Annotated in this window: 15 protein-coding genes and 1 other annotated feature; of the genes, 2 read left to right on the plus strand and 13 right to left on the minus strand. The window is 43.9% G+C overall.

Annotated features, from left to right (window positions below; translation table 11 throughout):
• Positions 1-25: 25 nt before the first annotated feature.
• The 13 genes from yihA to ilvB form a co-directional block, all read right to left on the minus strand.
• Positions 26-613 carry a ribosome biogenesis GTP-binding protein YihA/YsxC gene (gene yihA, locus NST56_RS15130; protein ID WP_010335181.1) on the minus strand — a complete coding sequence of 196 codons (588 nt, stop codon included), beginning with the start codon at positions 611-613 and terminating at the stop codon, positions 26-28.
• Entirely contained in the window at positions 610-2,934 is a 2,325-nt protein-coding gene (lon, locus tag NST56_RS15135) for an endopeptidase La (protein WP_168748380.1), read from the minus strand. The genes yihA and lon overlap by 4 nt, the downstream gene beginning before the upstream one ends.
• A gap of 180 nt (positions 2,935-3,114) precedes the next feature.
• The gene (gene lonB / locus NST56_RS15140; RefSeq protein ID WP_010335183.1) at positions 3,115-4,773 is read right to left on the minus strand and encodes an ATP-dependent protease LonB; all 1,659 of its coding nucleotides are present in this window, start codon (positions 4,771-4,773) and stop codon (positions 3,115-3,117) included.
• 151 nt (positions 4,774-4,924) lie between these two features.
• Positions 4,925-6,187 carry an ATP-dependent protease ATP-binding subunit ClpX gene (clpX, locus tag NST56_RS15145; RefSeq protein ID WP_010335184.1) on the minus strand — a complete coding sequence of 421 codons (1,263 nt, stop codon included), beginning with the start codon at positions 6,185-6,187 and terminating at the stop codon, positions 4,925-4,927.
• Positions 6,188-6,458: 271 nt separating this feature from the next.
• On the minus strand, positions 6,459-7,733 hold the full coding sequence (gene tig, locus NST56_RS15150) for a trigger factor (RefSeq protein ID WP_326333886.1): 1,275 nt from the start codon (positions 7,731-7,733) through the stop codon (positions 6,459-6,461).
• Positions 7,734-7,960: 227 nt separating this feature from the next.
• A complete protein-coding gene (gene ddcA, locus NST56_RS15155) occupies positions 7,961-8,965 on the minus strand; it encodes a DNA damage checkpoint antagonist DdcA (RefSeq protein ID WP_339177519.1) in 1,005 nt (334 codons plus the stop codon).
• Between the two features lie 121 nt (positions 8,966-9,086).
• Positions 9,087-9,686: a 3-isopropylmalate dehydratase small subunit gene (leuD, locus tag NST56_RS15160; RefSeq protein WP_339177521.1), complete on the minus strand. Its 600-nt coding sequence runs from the start codon at positions 9,684-9,686 to the stop codon at positions 9,087-9,089.
• Positions 9,687-9,698: 12 nt separating this feature from the next.
• Positions 9,699-11,117, minus strand: a complete 1,419-nt coding sequence (gene leuC / locus NST56_RS15165; protein ID WP_010335188.1) for a 3-isopropylmalate dehydratase large subunit — start codon at positions 11,115-11,117, stop codon at positions 9,699-9,701.
• Positions 11,118-11,168: 51 nt separating this feature from the next.
• Positions 11,169-12,266 carry a 3-isopropylmalate dehydrogenase gene (gene leuB / locus NST56_RS15170; protein WP_339177525.1) on the minus strand — a complete coding sequence of 366 codons (1,098 nt, stop codon included), beginning with the start codon at positions 12,264-12,266 and terminating at the stop codon, positions 11,169-11,171.
• Positions 12,267-12,286: 20 nt separating this feature from the next.
• Entirely contained in the window at positions 12,287-13,843 is a 1,557-nt protein-coding gene (locus tag NST56_RS15175) for a 2-isopropylmalate synthase (RefSeq protein ID WP_326205670.1), read from the minus strand.
• Entirely contained in the window at positions 13,830-14,858 is a 1,029-nt protein-coding gene (ilvC, locus tag NST56_RS15180) for a ketol-acid reductoisomerase (RefSeq protein ID WP_010335191.1), read from the minus strand. Before ilvC ends, NST56_RS15175 begins: the two co-directional genes overlap by 14 nt.
• Before the next feature lie 23 nt (positions 14,859-14,881).
• Positions 14,882-15,400 (minus strand): acetolactate synthase small subunit, encoded by a 519-nt coding sequence (ilvN, locus tag NST56_RS15185; protein ID WP_010335192.1) that lies wholly within the window; start codon positions 15,398-15,400, stop codon positions 14,882-14,884.
• Positions 15,397-17,121: an acetolactate synthase large subunit gene (ilvB, locus tag NST56_RS15190; RefSeq protein WP_326203188.1), complete on the minus strand. Its 1,725-nt coding sequence runs from the start codon at positions 17,119-17,121 to the stop codon at positions 15,397-15,399. The genes ilvN and ilvB overlap by 4 nt, the downstream gene beginning before the upstream one ends.
• Before the next feature lie 121 nt (positions 17,122-17,242).
• Positions 17,243-17,492, minus strand: a binding site (T-box leader).
• A gap of 450 nt (positions 17,493-17,942) precedes the next feature.
• Here ilvB and cotQ point away from each other — a divergent pair.
• Both cotQ and NST56_RS15200 read left to right on the plus strand, forming a co-directional pair.
• A complete protein-coding gene (gene cotQ / locus NST56_RS15195) occupies positions 17,943-18,269 on the plus strand; it encodes an inner spore coat protein CotQ (protein ID WP_326190983.1) in 327 nt (108 codons plus the stop codon).
• 170 nt (positions 18,270-18,439) lie between these two features.
• Positions 18,440-18,895: a GNAT family N-acetyltransferase gene (locus tag NST56_RS15200; protein ID WP_268505195.1), complete on the plus strand. Its 456-nt coding sequence runs from the start codon at positions 18,440-18,442 to the stop codon at positions 18,893-18,895.
• The last annotated feature ends 65 nt before the right edge of the window (positions 18,896-18,960 follow it).

Genomic DNA, 18,960 nt, shown 5'->3' on the forward strand with positions numbered 1-18,960 from the left:
ATAAAAAACCGGCAGAGATCAATCTCTACCGGTTTATCATTTTTTTGATCACTCCCCAAGCTTCGTCTTTCCCCTTTTTCGTTTCTGAGGAGTAGAGAATCAGCTCGTCTTCCGGATCAATATTTAATGTCTGTCGGACAACCTTCGCGTGTTTGTCCCATTTTCCTTTCGGAATCTTGTCTGCTTTTGTAGCGATAATAATAACAGGAATGCCGTAATACTTTAAGAATTCATACATCTGCACATCATCATTAGACGGTGCATGCCGCAAATCAACAATCTGCACAACTGCTTTCAATTCCTCGCGTGTCGTGATGTAGGTTTCAATCATTCTGCCCCAAGCTTCACGCTCGGATTTTGATACTTTGGCAAAACCGTAACCCGGTACATCAACAAAATGCAATTCGTCATTAATAATGTAGAAATTTAATGTTTGTGTTTTTCCCGGTTTTGATGATGTTCTCGCAAGATTTTTACGATTAATCAATGAATTGATAAAAGATGACTTTCCTACGTTCGATCTTCCGGCCAATGCAATCTCCGGAAGCCCCCCTTCAGGGTACTGTTCAGGTTTAACTGCACTGATTACGATTTCTGACTTTGTGACTTTCATTTCTTCTCTCCTACTAGGGCATGTTCCAGAACTTCGTCTAAGTGGGATGCCAATATAAATGTGAGCCCCTCTCTGACGCTTTCTGGAATATCCTCTATATCTTTTTCATTATCTTTTGGTGCAATAATCGTCGTCAATCCCGCTCTATGTGCCCCGAGCGCTTTTTCTTTCAGTCCGCCGATCGGCAGCACGCGCCCGCGAAGTGTAATTTCGCCAGTCATTCCGACTTTACGCGATACCGCCCGTCCTGTTAAAGCAGAAACAAGCGCAGTCGCCATTGTTATACCGGCAGACGGACCATCTTTAGGCACCGCACCCTCAGGAACATGTATATGAATATCATACTTCTCATGAAAGTCAGGTTCAATGCCAAGTTCTTCTGTTTTTGAACGCACGTAGCTGAAAGCCGCCTGAGCAGACTCTCTCATGACATCGCCAAGCTTACCCGTCAGGATCAGTTTGCCTTTCCCTGGAGAAAGCGATACTTCGATCGACAGTGTATCTCCGCCGACAGTTGTATAAGCCAGCCCCGTGACTACGCCCACCTGATCTTCCGTTTCTGCTTGTCCGTATCTGAACATTCGTTTTCCGATAAAGTCATGAAGATTTTTCTCCGTAACTGTAATTCGTTTTCTATCTTCAGAAACAATGGCTTTTGCAGCCTTGCGGCAGATGGCAGCAAGCTGGCGCTCGAGATTTCTCACACCTGCTTCTCTCGTATAATAACGGATAATATCAAGAATGGCCTGATCACGCAGCTGCAGGTTGCTCTTTTTGAGCCCATGCTCCTTGATCTGCTTCGGAAGAAGGTGATCTTTTACAATTTCAAGTTTTTCCACTTCCGTGTAGCCCGCAATATTAATGATTTCCATTCTGTCTCTAAGCGGTCCCGGGATTGTCGCCAAATTGTTAGCCGTAGCGATAAAGAGCACTTTTGACAGATCAAAGGTCTCCTCAATGTAGTGGTCGCTGAAGGTGCTGTTTTGCTCTGGATCAAGCACTTCAAGCATTGCGGATGACGGATCGCCTCTGAAATCAGAAGACATTTTATCAATTTCATCCAGTAAGAATACCGGATTCAGCTTGCCGGCTTTTTTCATGCCTTGAATAATACGTCCCGGCATTGCCCCGACATATGTCCGTCTGTGCCCGCGAATTTCTGATTCGTCGCGCACCCCGCCAAGTGAAATTCTAACAAATTTCCGATCCATACTTTTAGCAATCGATTTGGCTAAGGACGTTTTTCCGACCCCCGGAGGTCCTGCCAAACAGAGAATCGGGCCTTTTAAGGATTTTGTCAGCTTCTGAACCGCCAAATACTCTAAAATACGCTCTTTCACTTTTTCAAGTCCATGATGTTCTTTGTCCAAAAGATGTTCAGCCTCTTTTAAATCAAGCTTATCTTCTGTCTCATCCGTCCATGGGAGAGCGACCAGCCAGTCAATATAATTGCGGATAACAGAACTTTCGGCAGAACTGGACGGAATTTTTTCATATCTGTTTAATTCCTTAAGAGCCGTTTCCTTCACATGGTCAGGCATACCCGCTTCTTCGATTTTTTCGGTCAGCGATTGAACTTCACCTGTTTTGCCTTCTTTATCGCCTAGCTCTTTTTGGATCGCCTTCATCTGTTCGCGCAAATAATATTCCTTTTGCGTACGCTCCATTGAACGTTTGACACGCTGGCCGATTTTTTTCTCGATCTCAAGCACTTCTTTTTCATTGTTGATAAAATCAATGACCTTATTCAGTCTGTCTTTGACATCGGCCGTTTCTAAAATATCCTGCTTATCCTTTAGTTTAAGAGGCAGGTGAGAAGCAACAATGTCTGCCATTCTGCCCGGCTCTTCGATATCAGTAACCGCGGCGTACGTTTCGGCTGAGATTTTTTTCGAAATTTTTATGTACTGATCAAAGTGGTCCAACAAAGTCCGCATCAGCGCTTCGTCTTCTGTATCTTTTGAATCATCTTCTTGGATCAGCTGAATGTCTACCGACGTATAATCCTCATGCTCATTGTAATCAATGATCTGGGCGCGCTGTATACCTTCCACCAGCACACGGATTGTACCGTTTGGAAGCTTCAGCATTTGTTTAATTTTCGTATAGGTGCCGACAGTAAAAATTTCGTCTTCACCCGGTTCGTCTATCGAAATATCCTGCTGAGTAGCTAAAAATATCATATGATCATGCATCATTGCCTGTTCAAGGGCCTGAACCGACTTGTCACGTCCTACATCTAAGTGCAAAACCATTGTCGGGTACACTAATAAACCTCTTAAAGGGAGGAGCGGGATGCTGCGTTTTAATTCTTCTGCCATGTGACTGACACCTCCGTGACTTTAGTATGAACCATTATAATACAACTTTTTCATCCTTGTACAATAAACGGCATGGTTCAGCTTTTCTATAACACAGTCTCCTCGTAGTATACCCTTTCTTTCTCATCTGAAAAAGGAAAAGATGTCCTTCATAAAAAAAACCCTATTTTAAAAATAGGGTCAGACTGATTCTTTATTCATTTGCATGTTTAAAGGTTTTTGTTCAGTAGGCGGGTTCACTAAAATTTCATCAAGCACTTCCTGGAACGTTTTCACCGCCACAATTTTAATTCCTTCAATCTGTTTTAAAATTGATTGCTGATTTTCATACGGGATAATGACTTTTTTGGCACCTGACTGTTTTGCGGCTTTAATTTTCGGGATCACGCCTCCAATCGGTTTTACAAGTCCGTTTAGACTGATCTCGCCTGTCATAGCTACCTTGTTGTCAATCGGAATTTTATGAACGGCTGAAAAAATTCCCGCCGCCATGGCAATACCTGCTGACGGCCCGTCAATCGGAATGCCGCCCGGAAAATTAATGTGGATATCGTAGTCAGAAGGCTTCATTCCCATTGTACGCAATACGGTTAGCACATTTTCAACCGAGCCCTTTGCCATGCTTTTCCGGCGAATTGATTTTGATTGGCTGCCGATGCTTTCTTCTTCTGCTATTCCGGTAATGTTAATTGACCCTTTATCCTGAGCCGGTGTTACGTTCACTTCGATTTCCAGCAGCGAACCGCTGTTAGGGCCATACACTGCGAGTCCATTTACAATGCCGATTTGCGGTGCAGAGCCGATTTTCTGCTCGTGCTTAGGGGTAAGCTGACTGGAATGAATCACCCATTCTATATCCTCAATGGTGATGTCCTTCCGGTCCTCGGTCACCGCCATTCCCGCCGCGATTTGAATCATATTGACTGCTTCCCGGCCGTTCCGTGTATAGCTGGTCAACAAATCAAGTCCCTCTTCAGAAATATTCTTTTCAATCTTATCCACGGCTGTTTTGGCAACTGATTTCAGCTCATCTTTCTCAAGCTCGCGGAAAAACACTTCTAGACAGCGGGATCGGATTGCCGGAGGGATTTCATTTGGCATTCTAGTTGTCGCACCGATCAAACGAAAATCGGCTGGAAGCCCATTTTGAAAAATATCGTGAATATGGTTCGGTATTTGTGTATTTTCTTCGCTGTAATAAGCACTGTCTAAAAAGACTTTCCGGTCCTCAAGCACCTTCAGCATTTTATTCATTTGAATAGGATGCAGCTCCCCAATTTCATCAATAAACAATACACCGCCGTGGGCATGCGTGACAGCCCCCTGCTTCGGCTGCGGAATACCCGCCTGTCCCATCGCTCCGGCCCCTTGGTATATCGGATCATGTACAGATCCAATAAGCGGATCCGCAATTCCTCTTTCATCAAATCGAGCCGTTGTCGCATCGAGTTCCACAAAAACAGCCTGCTCTTTAAAAGGTGATTGCTTATGTTTTTTGGCTTCCTCTAACACAAGCCGTGCAGCAGCTGTTTTTCCGACTCCCGGCGGTCCATAGACAATGACGTGCTGGGGGTTCGGTCCGCACAACGCCGCTTTTAACGCTTTAATCCCGTCTTCCTGGCCGACGATATCTTGAAAGCTTTTGGGGCGCACCTTTTCAGATAACGGTTCGGACAAGCTGATAGCCCTCATTTTGCGAAGCTGCTCCATTTCCTTCTTTGATTCCTTATCTATCGTGACTTTTTGTGTCCTCTGATTTTTAAGCAAATTCCAAAAATACAAACCAATGATGATCCCAAAAAACAGCTGAATAAATAATGCGATCCCTGTCCAACTCATGGTGGTCCCTCCTGAAAAACAATTTATGTATCCAATTCATTCCTCTGATTGCTAGTATCTCCCACAGAAGAGGGGAATAAACGTTTTCCGGAAGAGTTTACACAACAAAAAACCTCCTGAATGTTACCACTCAGGAGGTTCTTTTTCATTTTTAAGCAGACGTTTTATCTTGGCTAACCTCAGTACCGTCCTTTAACAAAAGGCGAGGCGGCTCTCCATGCGTTACAGTCGCTCCAGTAATCACACATTTTTCAATGTCATCACGGGAAGGCAGGTCAAACATCACATCAAGCATAATGCCTTCAATGATAGAACGGAGTCCGCGTGCTCCAGTCTTACGCTCAATTGCTTTTTTGGCAATTTCAGACAGCGCTTCTTCTTCAAACTCAAGCTCAACATTATCCAGCTCAAGCATTTTCTTAAACTGCTTCACAAGAGCGTTTTTCGGTTTTGTTAAGATCGCAACCAATGCTTCTTCATCAAGCTTTTCAAGGCTTGCAATAACAGGAAGACGTCCAATGAACTCCGGAATTAATCCGAAACGGAGCAAGTCTTCTGGAAGCACTTTTGAAAGAAGGTCTTCTTTCTCCAGATCTGCAACCTTATTATCAGAACCAAAGCCAATCACTTTTTGTCCTAAACGGCGTTTGATGATTTGTTCGATACCATCGAAGGCACCGCCGCAAATGAACAAAATGTTTGTTGTGTCAATTTGAATAAACTCTTGATGAGGGTGCTTACGTCCGCCTTGAGGTGGCACACTCGCCACAGTTCCTTCAAGAATTTTCAGCAACGCCTGCTGCACACCTTCACCTGACACATCGCGTGTGATAGACGGGTTTTCAGACTTTCTTGCCACTTTATCGATTTCATCAATATAAATAATGCCTTTTTCCGCTTTTTCCACGTCGTAGTCAGCAGCTTGGATGAGTTTCAAGAGAATATTTTCTACATCTTCACCCACATATCCAGCTTCTGTCAGGGACGTAGCGTCAGCAATCGCAAACGGCACATTTAAAATACGGGCTAACGTTTGCGCAAGAAGGGTTTTACCGCTTCCTGTCGGGCCGATTAATGAAATGTTACTTTTCGAAAGCTCGACATCGTCCACTTTGCTGTTGGAGTTAATGCGCTTATAGTGGTTATACACAGCAACAGCGAGTGATTTCTTCGCTTGATCCTGGCCGATGACATATTCATTCAGAATTTCACGGATTTCCTGCGGCTTCGGCACATCTTTAAATTCTACTTCTTCTTCTGTTCCGAGTTCTTCCTCCACAATTTCAGTGCAGAGTTCGATACATTCGTCACATATATATACACCAGGTCCAGCTACAAGCTTACGAACCTGATCTTGTGTTTTTCCACAGAACGAGCATTTTAATTGTCCTTTTTCCTCGTTGAATTTAAACATTCTTTCACCCCTTAATCTTGTCTCACTTTTTCTTTTACCGGCAGAGCAAAAGAAAATGATTCTTGAAACGAACGAGTATGTATTGCATTTTACCATACTTTCCAAAAAGACGGTAACATTGTGTTTCTGACTTGCACATTCTATATGTATGACAAAAAACAGCCCTGCATTAACTATCTTGCCCCAAGAAAAAGAGATATATCATAATTGTACAAAACAAGGCACGAATGATTCGCGCCCTGTTTTATTATTACTATTATTATGCACCATATTAACGGTTTTCTACAAGAAAATCAATTGCTTTGCGAACTTTTAAATCTTCTTTCATCGCGTCAGTAGAACCGATGGCTTGTTTGATATTTTCAACAGGCATGTTGTATGCTTCAGCCATTTTAGAAAGCTCAGCATCAACTTCCTCATCTGTTACTTCAAGGTTTTCCGCTTTCGCAATCGCCTCAAGAGTCAGGTTAGATTTAACGCGTTTTGCAGCATCTTCTTTCATTTGCTCTTTTAACGCAGCTTCGTCTTGACCTGAGAATTGAGTGTAAAGCTCAAGGTTCATGCCTTGCATTTGAAGACGCTGTTCGAATTCTTTCAGCATGCGGTCAAGCTCAGTATCGATCATCGCTTGAGGAACATCGATTTCAGCGTTTTCAGAAGCTTTCAGAACAAGTTCTTCACGCAATTTAGCGTCAGCTTCGTTTTCTTTTGCTTCTTCTAAACGTTTCTTCGTTTTTTCAGTCAATTCAGCAAGTGTTTCCACTTCTTCATCGATATCTTTTGCGAATTCATCGTCAAGCTCAGGAAGCTCTTTCGCTTTGATTTCGTGAATTTTCACTTTGAAGACAGCTGGTTTGCCGGCAAGATCTTCAGCGTGGTACTCTTCAGGGAATGTTACTTCAACATCCTTCTCAGCACCTGTTTCAAGGCCGACTAACTGATCTTCGAAGCCAGGAATGAATGAACCAGAACCCACTTCAAGTGAATAGTTTTCAGCTTTTCCGCCTTCGAATGCTTCGCCGTCAACGAATCCTTCGAAGTCAAGAACAACAGTGTTTCCTTCTTCAACAGCGCCTTCTTCTTTTACAACAAGCTCAGCTTGACGCTCTTGAAGCGCTTTTAGTTCGTTTTGAACATCTTCGTCCGTTACAACTGTGTCGTCTTTTTCGATGCCTAAGCCTTTGTATTCGCCAAGCTTCACTTCAGGTTTCACTGTTACTTTTGCAGTGAAGATTAAGCTTTCGCCTTTTTCGATTTTTTCAACATCGATTTCAGGACGGTCTACAGGCTCGATTCCAGCTTCTTCAACCGCTTTAGGGTATTCTACAGGAAGAAGAATATCCAAAGCATCTTGGTAAAGAGCTTCTACGCCAAAGCGCTGTTCGAATAAACCGCGAGGAATTTTCCCTTTACGGAATCCAGGAATTGAAACTTGCTTAACTACTTTTTTAAATGCATCATCAAGTGCCGTTTTAAATGTTTCAGCATCAACTTCAACAGTTAAAACGCCTTCGTTGCCTTCTTGTTTTTCCCATTTTACAGACATGTGTTTCCCTCCAAAAATCTATTCAGGTTGTGTCGGTCTTCCATTCTAAAGCAATCATTCGGCTTCGTCCAACAAAAACGAAGCTGCCAAAGATCAGAATCATTATGTATCCATTTTAATAATGAACTGTAAAGCCTGTCCAACCGTATTTCTAATAACCCGTTATACACAAATACAACCATTATATTATAACATAACACATACCGCTTTCAACTATATGGCGTGATTTACAAATAAGAAATTTCTTCAATATCTTTAATCATTGTGCACGCTTCATCAAGTTCTCTGTCGGTAAACTCATACATCATATGCAACTCTTCGCTTTCAATCTCAATCCCATGCATTTCATAGCCGACTTTATGCAGGGCCGCCGCCCAAAGATCAGCAGACAGCAATTTAGGCTGAAATGGATATAAAACGTACAAATGTCTTCTCCACAGTTCTTCTACCGCTGCATACAGGGTTGGATTTTCATTCCCAAGCGTTTCATCCAGCACCCGGAGAACGCGGTGCAAAATCGGGGAGGCATCAGGCGGGACAGTCTTGCTCGGCTCGATTGTCATAGAGTCTCCGAATTTTGTAATGTGGACCGGTTTGCTGTAGTCGTGTTCCGCCATTAACATCACGATCATCGTCTTGATAATCGGGTGAGCAGCGGGATCTTCAAGAATTGTTTTTAACAGCCCCGTATACTTCGCTACATTGCGGTCTTTCAATGAATGGATCAAATTCATTTGTTCCTCTGGGCTGGCTAACACTTTCTCCGTGTCGATCACATCTTCATACTCTTCTGCCCAAGCCTCGTCCTCTCGCTCTGGATCGGTCATTTTACGGCTGAAATCAAGCAGTTTATAAAATTGCTCGGCGCTTTCCGCAGGCAGCTGATTTTCCTCAAGGACGGCTTCAATCGTGCGTTTTACTTCTTCGTATTTCTTAAGCTGTATTAAGATCGTCATGTACACTTGTAAAACTGTAAAATACTGGCCATATCCTTCTTTCAGCATCTTTTCGCATACACGTTTTGCCTCTTCTAATTCGCCCAGCTCCAAAAAGCAAATGGCCATGCCCAAGTGAAGATCTGATTCAGTATCATCATATTTCATTGCTTCTGAAAACAGTTCCAGCGCCTCTTGATACTTTTTCTCCTTCAGCGAGGACATTCCTTTTTCCACCAGACGGTCTTTCAGATGAGGAAAAGGAATAATTTTTGCGTTTTTCTTGTCATGCGTCATACCTATATTCCTTTCAGGCATTTATTTTGTTCAAGTGTATCAACACCCGTACACAAAAACAAGAAAGGAAAGGTTCTGCCAGGCAAAAAAAAACTGCCGGACAAATTGCCGGGCAGCTTTTTTAAGCTTGAAGCCAAGAGCTTCTCTGCGACTCAAATTGCTTGATTTCATCTTCAAGTAAAAGCGTTAATGAAATTTCATCATAGCCGTTGATCAGCATTTCTTTCCAATGCGAATCGACTTCGAATGAGATCTGGTTGCCTTCGCTGTCGTGAATAAGCTGATTCTCAAGATCGACTGTCATTTGCAGTGACTGATTTTCGTATTGTCCGACAAGCTTTTTCCAATTGTCATATGGCATGCGAATCGGCAGCATACCGTTTTTAAAGCAGTTTTGGTGGAAAATATCAGCAAATGACGGTGCAATAATGATTTTAAAGCCGTAATCATCAAGCGCCCACGGAGCGTGTTCACGCGATGACCCGCAGCCGAAGTTTTCTCCCGCTATTAAAATGGATGCCCCTTCATAAGCCGGCTGGTTCAGTTCAAATTCCGGGTTCGGTTCACCATTCGCATCATATCTCCAGTCAAAGAATGCAAAACGGCCGTAGCCCGTTCTTTCAATTCTCTTCAGAAATTGTTTCGGAATGATCTGATCTGTATCAACATTAATACGATTTAATACGGCCGCTTTCCCCGTATGTGTTTTCAAAGGTTCCATCTCGTGCACTCCTTACACAACTGTTTTTTCCTGATAAAACTTCCTGACATCCACGAAATGGCCGTGAATGGCGGCCATCGCAGCCATCGCAGGGCTGACGAGATGTGTTTTCGCGCCTTTTCCTTGTCTGCCCTCAAAGTTGCGGTTAGAGGTTGACGCACAGCGCTCTCCTTCAGGAACAACGTCATTATTCATGCTCAAACACATGCTGCAGCCTGATTCTCTCCATTCAAATCCAGCGTCTAAGAAGATCTGATGAAGCCCTTCCTTTTCAGCCTGTAGTTTTATGCTCTGAGATCCAGGCACGACGATTGCTCTAACACTTTCAGCTACCTTTTTTCCTTTGATCATATCGGCAGCCTGGCGGAGGTCAGTCATGCGTGAATTAGTACAGGAACCGATAAATACGTGCTCCACTTTGATATCTTCAATTTTCTGATGAGGTGTCAGCCCCATATATTCATAAGCGCGAATCGCTTCTTTTTTGTCATCTTCCGCTGAAAAGCTTTCCGGTGCCGGAACTTCAGAATCGACAGGAAGAACCATTCCCGGGTTGATACCCCATGTCACCATAGGAGAAATGTCATTGCCGTCAAGCACTATTGATTTATCGTAAACAGCGCCTGGATCAGTGCGCAGCGCTTTCCATTCTTCTACGGCTTTATCAAATTCTTCTCCTTTTGGCGTATACTTGCGATTTTTGCAATATTCAAATGTCACTTCGTCAGGCGCAATCAAACCTGCTCTTGCTCCGGCTTCAATTGACATGTTGCAAACGGTCATCCGCTCATCCATCGTCATGTTTCTGAATACTTCCCCAGTGTATTCAATGACGTAACCGGTGCCGAATTTCACGCCGTATTTACCGATAACAGCAAGAATGACATCCTTTGCGGTTACCCCTTTTTGCAGTGTCCCGTCTACACGCACCTCAAGCGTTTTCGGACGCTGCTGCCACAGTGTCTGTGTAGAAAGAACATGTTCAACCTCACTCGTTCCGATTCCAAATGCCAGGGCGCCGAATGCACCGTGAGTAGAAGTATGACTGTCGCCGCATACAATCGTTTTTCCCGGAAGCGTTAAGCCAAGCTCAGGCCCGACTACATGGACAATCCCCTGATCTACACTGTGAAGATCGGCAAGGCGTACGCCAAACTCTTCGCAGTTCCGCTCAAGCGCTGTCACTTGTCGTTTCGCAACTTCATCCGTTATCTCAAAGCGATTGACGGTTGGAATGTTGTGGTCCATCGTCGCGAAAGTATTTTGCGGTTTTCTGACCTTTCTTCCCTTTTGTCTCAACCCTTCAAATGCCTGAGGGGATGTCACCTCATGGATGAGATGCAAATCAATATAGAGAAGATCCGGTTTTCCCTCACCATGTTTTACAATATGCTGATCCCAAATCTTTTCGATGATCGTTCGAGGCATCATCTTTATTTCCTCCCTCTACCTATGAACTAAGACCGCTTACACCATAAGCTGTCACACGTTAGAAATTGTATTTTCACTCATCAATGCTGTCTTAACTTCCTCTGTAATGGCCTGAGTGCTGCTGTATTCTTCACCTCTTGCCAAGTCTCTTGTTCTTTTTCCAGAGGTAAGAACCTGGTTGACCGCATCTTCTACAGCTTTCGCTTCTTCTTCAAGCCCGAAAGATGTTCTCAAAAGCATTGCCGCTGACAATATAGCCGCAAATGGATTTGCCATTCCTTTCCCTGCTATGTCAGGTGCAGAGCCATGTACAGGCTCGAACAAATGGAGTCCTGAGCTTGATAGGCTCGCTGACGGAAGCATTCCGAGAGAACCTGTTAGCATGGACGCTTCGTCGCTTAAAATGTCACCAAACATATTTTCAGTCACCACGACATCAAATTGATTCGGTGCATAAATCAGCTGCATTGCCGCGTTATCAACGAGCATATGCTCAAGTTTCACCTCAGGATAGTCTTTTGCGACGTCTTCAGCCACTTCGCGCCACAGCCTGCTTGATTCAAGAACGTTCGCTTTATCAACAGAGGTAACCTTGCCTTTTCTGGCAGCCGCCATTTTAAAGCCCTCTCTAATCACGCGTTCAATTTCTTTCCTCTTATAAAACAGTGTGTCTACCGCTTCTTGCTCACCTTCACTGTTTACATAGCGTTTGCTCGGCTGGCCGAAATACAAACCGCCTGTCAGTTCACGAACGATAACGAAATCAACGTTATCAATATATTCTTTTTTCAAAGGCGAAGCGTCAGAAAGGCTTTCAAACACTTTCACAGGCCGCAAATTCGCAAACAGGTCAAGCTGTTTTCTAATGCCGAGCAGCCCTTTTTCTGGCCTCAGTTCCGAAGGGTTTTGATCCCATTTCGGGCCGCCGACAGCACCGAGCAAAATAGCATCAGCCTTTTTACAAATCGCAATGGTTTCCTCTGGGAGAGGGTTGTTGTGTTCGTCAATTGCCGCTCCTCCAATAAGGCCGTATTCAAATTCAAATTCATGGCTGAAGCGTTCGGCAACACTTTTCAGCACGTCTGTCGCTGATTCTAATACTTCAGGGCCGATCCCGTCTCCGGGCAATAGAGCAATCCGTTTCTTCAAGTTAACCGTTCTCCTTTCTATTATGATCCGACAGCTGTATGGTTTTGCAGTCCGTTCATATTAGACTGGAAAACCAATTGACGGTTGACTGCGTTCAGATAGGCTTTCGCCGAAGCTTCTAATACGTCTTGCGCTATGCCCCGCCCTGCGGATTCTTTTCCGTTTACTACTACTCTTACATAAACCTGGGCAAATGCGTCTTCGCCCTTTCTATTGGACTGAATGCGGTAGTCTAAGAGCTCCACATCTTTATCGATACAGCGTTCAAGGGTATTGTATATCGCTTCCACGCTACCGGCTCCTGTAGCCGCTTCCTGAATAAGCTGGGCGTTTTCTTGATTTTTCAAAGAAACCGTAGCTGTAGGGACCTGAGATGTTCCATAATGGACTTGCAGAGAAAGAAATTCATACCCAATCTTGCGGTCTGTTACTTTTTCTTCTAAAATAAGAGAGACAAGATCCTCATCCGTGATTTCTTTTTTCTTCTCAGTCAACTCTTTAAACATCGTAAAGAACTTATTAATCTCTTCACTATCAAATTGGAATCCCAATGCTGTCAGCCGGTCTTTAAATGCATGGCGTCCTGAATGCTTGCCTAGGACAAGCGCATCTGCCGTTACACCGACAAGCTCTGGTGAAATAATTTCGTATGTTGATTTTTCTTTTAAGAAGCCGTCCTGGTGGATGCCTGATTCATGAGCAAATGCATTGTCGCCCACTACCGCTTTATTTCGCGGAACAACCATACCTGTGAACTTACTTACTAAATCACTAGTGCGTTTTATTTCATTTAGCGTAATGCCTGTTTCGACTTGATAGAAATCTTTTCTGGTATGAAGGGCAACTGCGATTTCCTCTAATGCAGCGTTTCCGGCTCTTTCACCAATTCCGTTAATCGCACATTCAATTTGATCAGCGCCATTTTCGATCGCTGAGAGAGAATTGGCGACTGCCATTCCCAAATCATCGTGGCAGTGAGCTGACAACTTTGCTTGATGTATGTTTGGAACGTTCTCTTTCATATATTTAAAGATATTCCCGTATTCAGCCGGAGCCAAATAGCCGACTGTATCCGGAAGGTTGATGACAGTAGCCCCTGCATCAATCACTTTTTCTACGATTTCTGCTAAAAACGGCAGTTCAGTTCGGCAGGCATCCTCAGCAGACCATTGAACAATCGGGAAACGCTCTTTTGCGTATTTCACCATTTCAACCGCTCTTTCAATGACCTGTTCACGCGTCATTTTCAGCTTGTGTTTTAAATGAATGTCCGATGTGGCAATGAATACGTGAATTCTTGGCTGAGCACCGTCTTTTAACGCTTCCCATGCAGCATCAATATCACCTTTTACACAGCGGGCAAGACCTGTCACAGAACAATTTTTAATGGTTCTTGCGATTTCCTGCACAGCTAAAAAGTCACCTCGGGACGAAGCGGGAAATCCCGCTTCAATGATATCTGCCCCGAGTCTTTCGAGCTGCTTTGCTATGGCAAGTTTTTCCTGTGTATTTAAGTTCACACCAGGGGACTGTTCACCATCACGAAGCGTCGTATCGAAAAAATTAATTTTGCGCAACGGAGACCACCGCTTCCTTCTTCTTGCCTTGTTTGACAAACGGCATCATTTCACGAAGCTTTCTTCCCACCACTTCGATTTGATGTTCGTTTTCGCTCGTATTGATAGCGTTGAAACGAGGACGGTTTACTTGGTTTTCTACGATCCACTCTTTTGCAAATGTTCCGTCTTGGATGTCTTTTAAGACTTCTTTCATTGATTCTTTTACTTTTGCGTCTACAACACGCGGCCCGGATACGAAGTCTCCCCATTGAGCAGTATCAGAAATAGAGTATCTCATGCCTGCCAATCCTTCTTCATACATAAGGTCAACGATTAATTTCAGTTCATGAAGACATTCAAAATATGCGAGTTCCGGCTGATAACCAGCTTCAGTTAATGTTTCAAAACCAGCTTTTACCAGGGACGTTAATCCTCCGCAAAGTACAGCTTGCTCACCGAACAGATCCGTTTCTGTTTCTTCTTTAAATGTCGTTTCCAAAACGCCTGCTCTTGCTCCGCCGATTCCTTTTGCATATGCCAAAGCTTTATCTTTCGCTTCACCTGTCACATCCTGATAGATCGCGAACAACGCCGGTACGCCTGCTCCCTGCTCATATGTTCTTCTAACCAAATGTCCAGGACCTTTAGGCGCTACCAAGAATACGTCAACATCTGCCGGAGGAACAATTTGGTGGAAATGAACGTTAAATCCGTGAGCGAAGACCAATGATTTGCCTGCAGTCAGCTCATCTTTGATTTCAGCTTCATATACTTTTTGCTGCTGTTCATCCGGAAGAAGAACCATAATGATTTCAGCTTGAGCCGCAGCTTCTTTTACTGTAAATACTCGATGTCCGTCTTCTTGCGCCTGAGTGAAAGATTTTCCTTGTCTGACACCGACAATCACGTCAATTCCGCTTTCTTTCAGGTTCAGCGCATGTGCATGCCCTTGTGAGCCATAGCCGATAATCGCTACTGTTTTCCCAGCCAATACGTTCTCTTTGATATCACCGTTATAATATACTTTTACCATTTCAATCTCTCCCTTGTTATGTTTTATACAATAGATATTGTTTTATTGGATGACGCCTTTTGCTGAGTGCCCCTCGCAAAAGCCGTTGTACCTGTTCTCGCAATTTCTTTGATTCCATAAGGCTTTAGTAATTCAATCAGCGCTTCAATTTTGTTCGATTCGCCAGTCACCTGTACAACGATGCTGTCTCTGCTGACGTCAACGACAGAAGCTCTGAACGGCTCTATCATTCCGTTAATCTCTGTCCTCGTTGACGGTGCGGAAACGACCTTGATTAAGGCCAGCTCCCTTTGGACAATTGATTGATTTGTGATGTCAGTGACTTTCAGCACATCAATTTGTTTGTTAAGCTGTTTTGTCAGTTGTTCAACATCATTTTCTCCTTCAACGTGAACGACAAAGGTGATTCTGGAAACGCCTGTTGTTTCTGTGTGTCCAACTGTAATGCTTTCAATGTTGTAGTGTCTTTTTGTAAATAGACCGGTGATCCGGTTTAACACGCCGGAGCGGTTCACCACAGTCAATGTGATAATTCTTTTCAAGGTTTCACCCCCACCATTTCATGCAGCCCTTTCCCCGGAGCCACCATCGGGAATACTTTTTCTTCACTGGCAACCCGAACGTCAATGACAACCGGTTCTTTTGATGTTAATGCCTCTTCCAGCTTTTCCTTCGCTTCTGCATCAGAGGAGATTCTGATTCCTTTAATGCCGTATGCTTCTGACAATTTGACAAAGTCAGGCTGTGAAGCGAATTTAGATTCTGAATAACGCTCTTCATAGAAAATTTCCTGCCACTGTCTTACCATTCCGAGACAAGCGTTATTCAAGATCACAACTTTAACCGGCAGATTCAATTCGCGAATAACATCAAGTTCCTGAAGCGTCATTTGAAAACCGCCGTCTCCAAGCACCGCCACAACGGTTGCATCTTTATCGGCCAGCTGTGCGCCAATCGCTGCCGGAAGGCCGAAACCCATCGTACCAAGACCGCCTGATGTCACCCATTTATCTGCCTTTTGGAACGGATAAAATTGTGCTGACCACATTTGATGCTGGCCGACATCCGTTGCGACAATGGCTTCGCCCTTTGTAAATTGATGAATGTACTCAATCAGTTTCTGAGGTTTAAAGCCTTCTTCTTCATTGTCTACATACCAGAGCGGATACTCTTCTTTCCACTCGGCAAGCTGTTTTTTCCATTCGCTTGAATCGCCTTGTTTGCCGTTTTGTTTGATCAGCTCTTGCAGGACAACTTTGCTGTCGCCAACAACCGGAATCTGTGTTTTCATGATTTTTCCGATTTCAGCCGGATCAATATCAATGTGGGCAATCTTTGCGTTTCTCGCAAAATGCTTCAGGTTTCCGGTGACGCGGTCATCAAAACGGGCGCCGATACTGATTAATAGATCACAGTCATGAAGGGCCATGTTCGCTGTATAAGTACCGTGCATACCCGCCATTCCTAAGAAAAGCGGATGGTCTGCCGGGAACCCCCCGAGCCCTAAAAGCGTGTGTACGACCGGAATTTGCTGCTGATCGGCATAATTTTTTAATTCTTCTGACGCTTTTCCGTGCAATACGCCCGCGCCCGCTAGGATAACCGGTTTCTTTGCGCTGCTTACGGCTTCCACAAGCTTACGGATCTGCAAATAATTCGGCTCCGTTGTCGGCTGATATCCCGGGAGATTCATCTCGTGATCATAGCTGAATTCCCCTTCAATTGTTGCAACATCTTTCGGAATATCGATTAGTACAGGTCCCGGTCTTCCCGTTGTCGCAATATGGAATGCTTCTTTAATGATGCGCGGCAGATCTTCCGGCTGGCGGACCTGATAGCTGTGTTTTGTAACCGGCATTGTAATTCCTAGAATGTCCGCTTCCTGAAAAGCGTCGGTACCGATAACGGAGGTTGCCACCTGTCCTGTAAAGACGACTAAAGGCAGTGAATCAATCATAGCATCCGCAAGTCCAGTAACAAGGTTTGTCGCTCCCGGACCTGATGTCGCAATAACGACCCCTGGTTTTCCAGAAACTCTCGCGTATCCTTCCGCTGCATGAATAGCGCCTTGCTCGTGTCGGGGAAGGATATGTACCATTCCCGAATTGTACAGCTTATCGTAGATCGGAAGTACAGCTCCGCCCGGATAACCGAATATCATCTCTACTTTTTCTTTCTTTAATGATTCAATCAGCATTAACGCTCCGCTCATCGTCTGTGTACATTTGGCAGATGCTGAATCCACCTGTACATTAGTCCCCATTTTTAGTTCCTCCTTTTGGATTTTCATCCTCTAAAGATCATCAATTATTAGCTTTATAGCTGATTATTCAATAAAAAAAGCCCTTCCGCCCACAATCAGCCGCGCAGTGAATGCGATAGCCAAAAGGGGCGAAAAGGCTCTTCTTTCCGCGGTACCACCCTTGTTTACGGCCTTTGATACGGCCGTCTCATGGATATTCCTATCCGTTTTAATAACGAGTAAACATCATCGTTCACCCGGCCAAGTCCTACTGTGATTTCAGACTGGCACTCTGAGGCGAGTTCACCTTGTAAAGCTTCGCCGGTTCTCAGCTAATCCGGTTCTCTGTGGAAAGCTTTTTCAAGGCTACTTATCCTCATCTGCGCTTTTCATATTGAGTCTCTTGAACATCTATTCTGCCGTCCAAGAAGATCGTTTTTTTTTTCATTTTTTTAGTATCCTACTGCAATCATTTGCGCTTGTGAAACTTGCGTTTATCTTTTGTTGAACTCATATTACGCCGCTTTGGACGCAGTGTCAACAGCCTTTTTTAAAATTATTAGACAATTTAGATTAATCAAACTATACTGTATACGCTTTCATTATTGGTATATAAGGCATTTCAAAAGATAAAAGTTTTTGTAATTTTTTTATTAATCTATCAAGTTTACACTCAAATTTTTCAATTTCATATAAATATGTCACATAATATGACGTGTTATTGTTTCGTTGAGACGTATATATGAAAGATCTTCTCGCAAAAAAACAATTTCAGTTCGGATAGGCTCTTTCATTATTTTTCGTCATACACTGGTGGTATCTTGCAAAGAAAAGGTGATACGATGAATAAATCATTTGCAGACATCCAAGGATTTCCCGGGGGTTTTCCAAGCTTTCCCCAGCCATTTTATCCGGCAGCCCCTGGCTTTTATCAGCAAGGCCACCAGCCATTTGGAGGCTTTGGATACGGACAGCCGTTCAGTCAGACATACAGCCCGCTAAGCACCCCATCTGCTATGTACTCTTCATTTCCATATGCTTCAGGATTTTACGGGCAGCAATTTTCAGGTGCCGGCTATAGCGGCCATGGCGGCGGTTTTAGTATCCCGGCGACGCACGCCGGAGGGTTCAGCGGAGCATCTGGTGTACACGGAGGATTTCGATATTAAATATCATCAGGTGCCGAACATCTATGTTCGGCACTTATTAATTTATTCATCTTTAAATAAAGCTAATAGAATGTGAGGTTTCCTATCTTACTATTTGGAAGCAAAAAGGATATATTTTAAGATAAAGGATAAGTATGTTCACAGTGACGGTTTTTGAGGAGGAATTCATTTTGCATATTAAAGTAGATGATTTGACCGGACATCAAGTGATCGAATTAGTAAGTGAGCATTTACATAGCATGACTCTCATGTCTCCGGCTGAAAGTATTCATGCCCTGGACATAGAAAGGCTGAAAAAACCTGAGATTACATTTTGGAGCGCATGGGACGACAATGAATTGGCCGGCTGCGGAGCACTAAAAGAACTGGACCGCCGGCATGGAGAAATTAAGTCGATGCGAACCTCTTCTTCCCATTTAAGAAAGGGCGTCGCCAGCAAGGTTCTTCAGCACATTATAGAAGAAGCCAAGCGGCGCGGCTATCAGCGCTTGAGTTTGGAAACGGGGTCGATGGCTTCTTTCGAGCCGGCAAGAAAACTTTATGAAAGCTTCGGTTTCCGGTATTGCCAGCCGTTTGCAGACTATACGGAAGATCCGAACAGCGTGTTTATGACAAAGGAATTGTGAAATATAAAGGATAGATAAGTGCGGGACTATGTTTCTGTCTTATCTGTCTTTTTTTGTGGTTACAA

The sequence above is a fragment of the Bacillus sp. FSL R5-0560 genome (genome assembly GCF_037966305.1).
In the GTDB taxonomy this organism is placed as follows: domain Bacteria; phylum Bacillota; class Bacilli; order Bacillales; family Bacillaceae; genus Bacillus; species Bacillus mojavensis.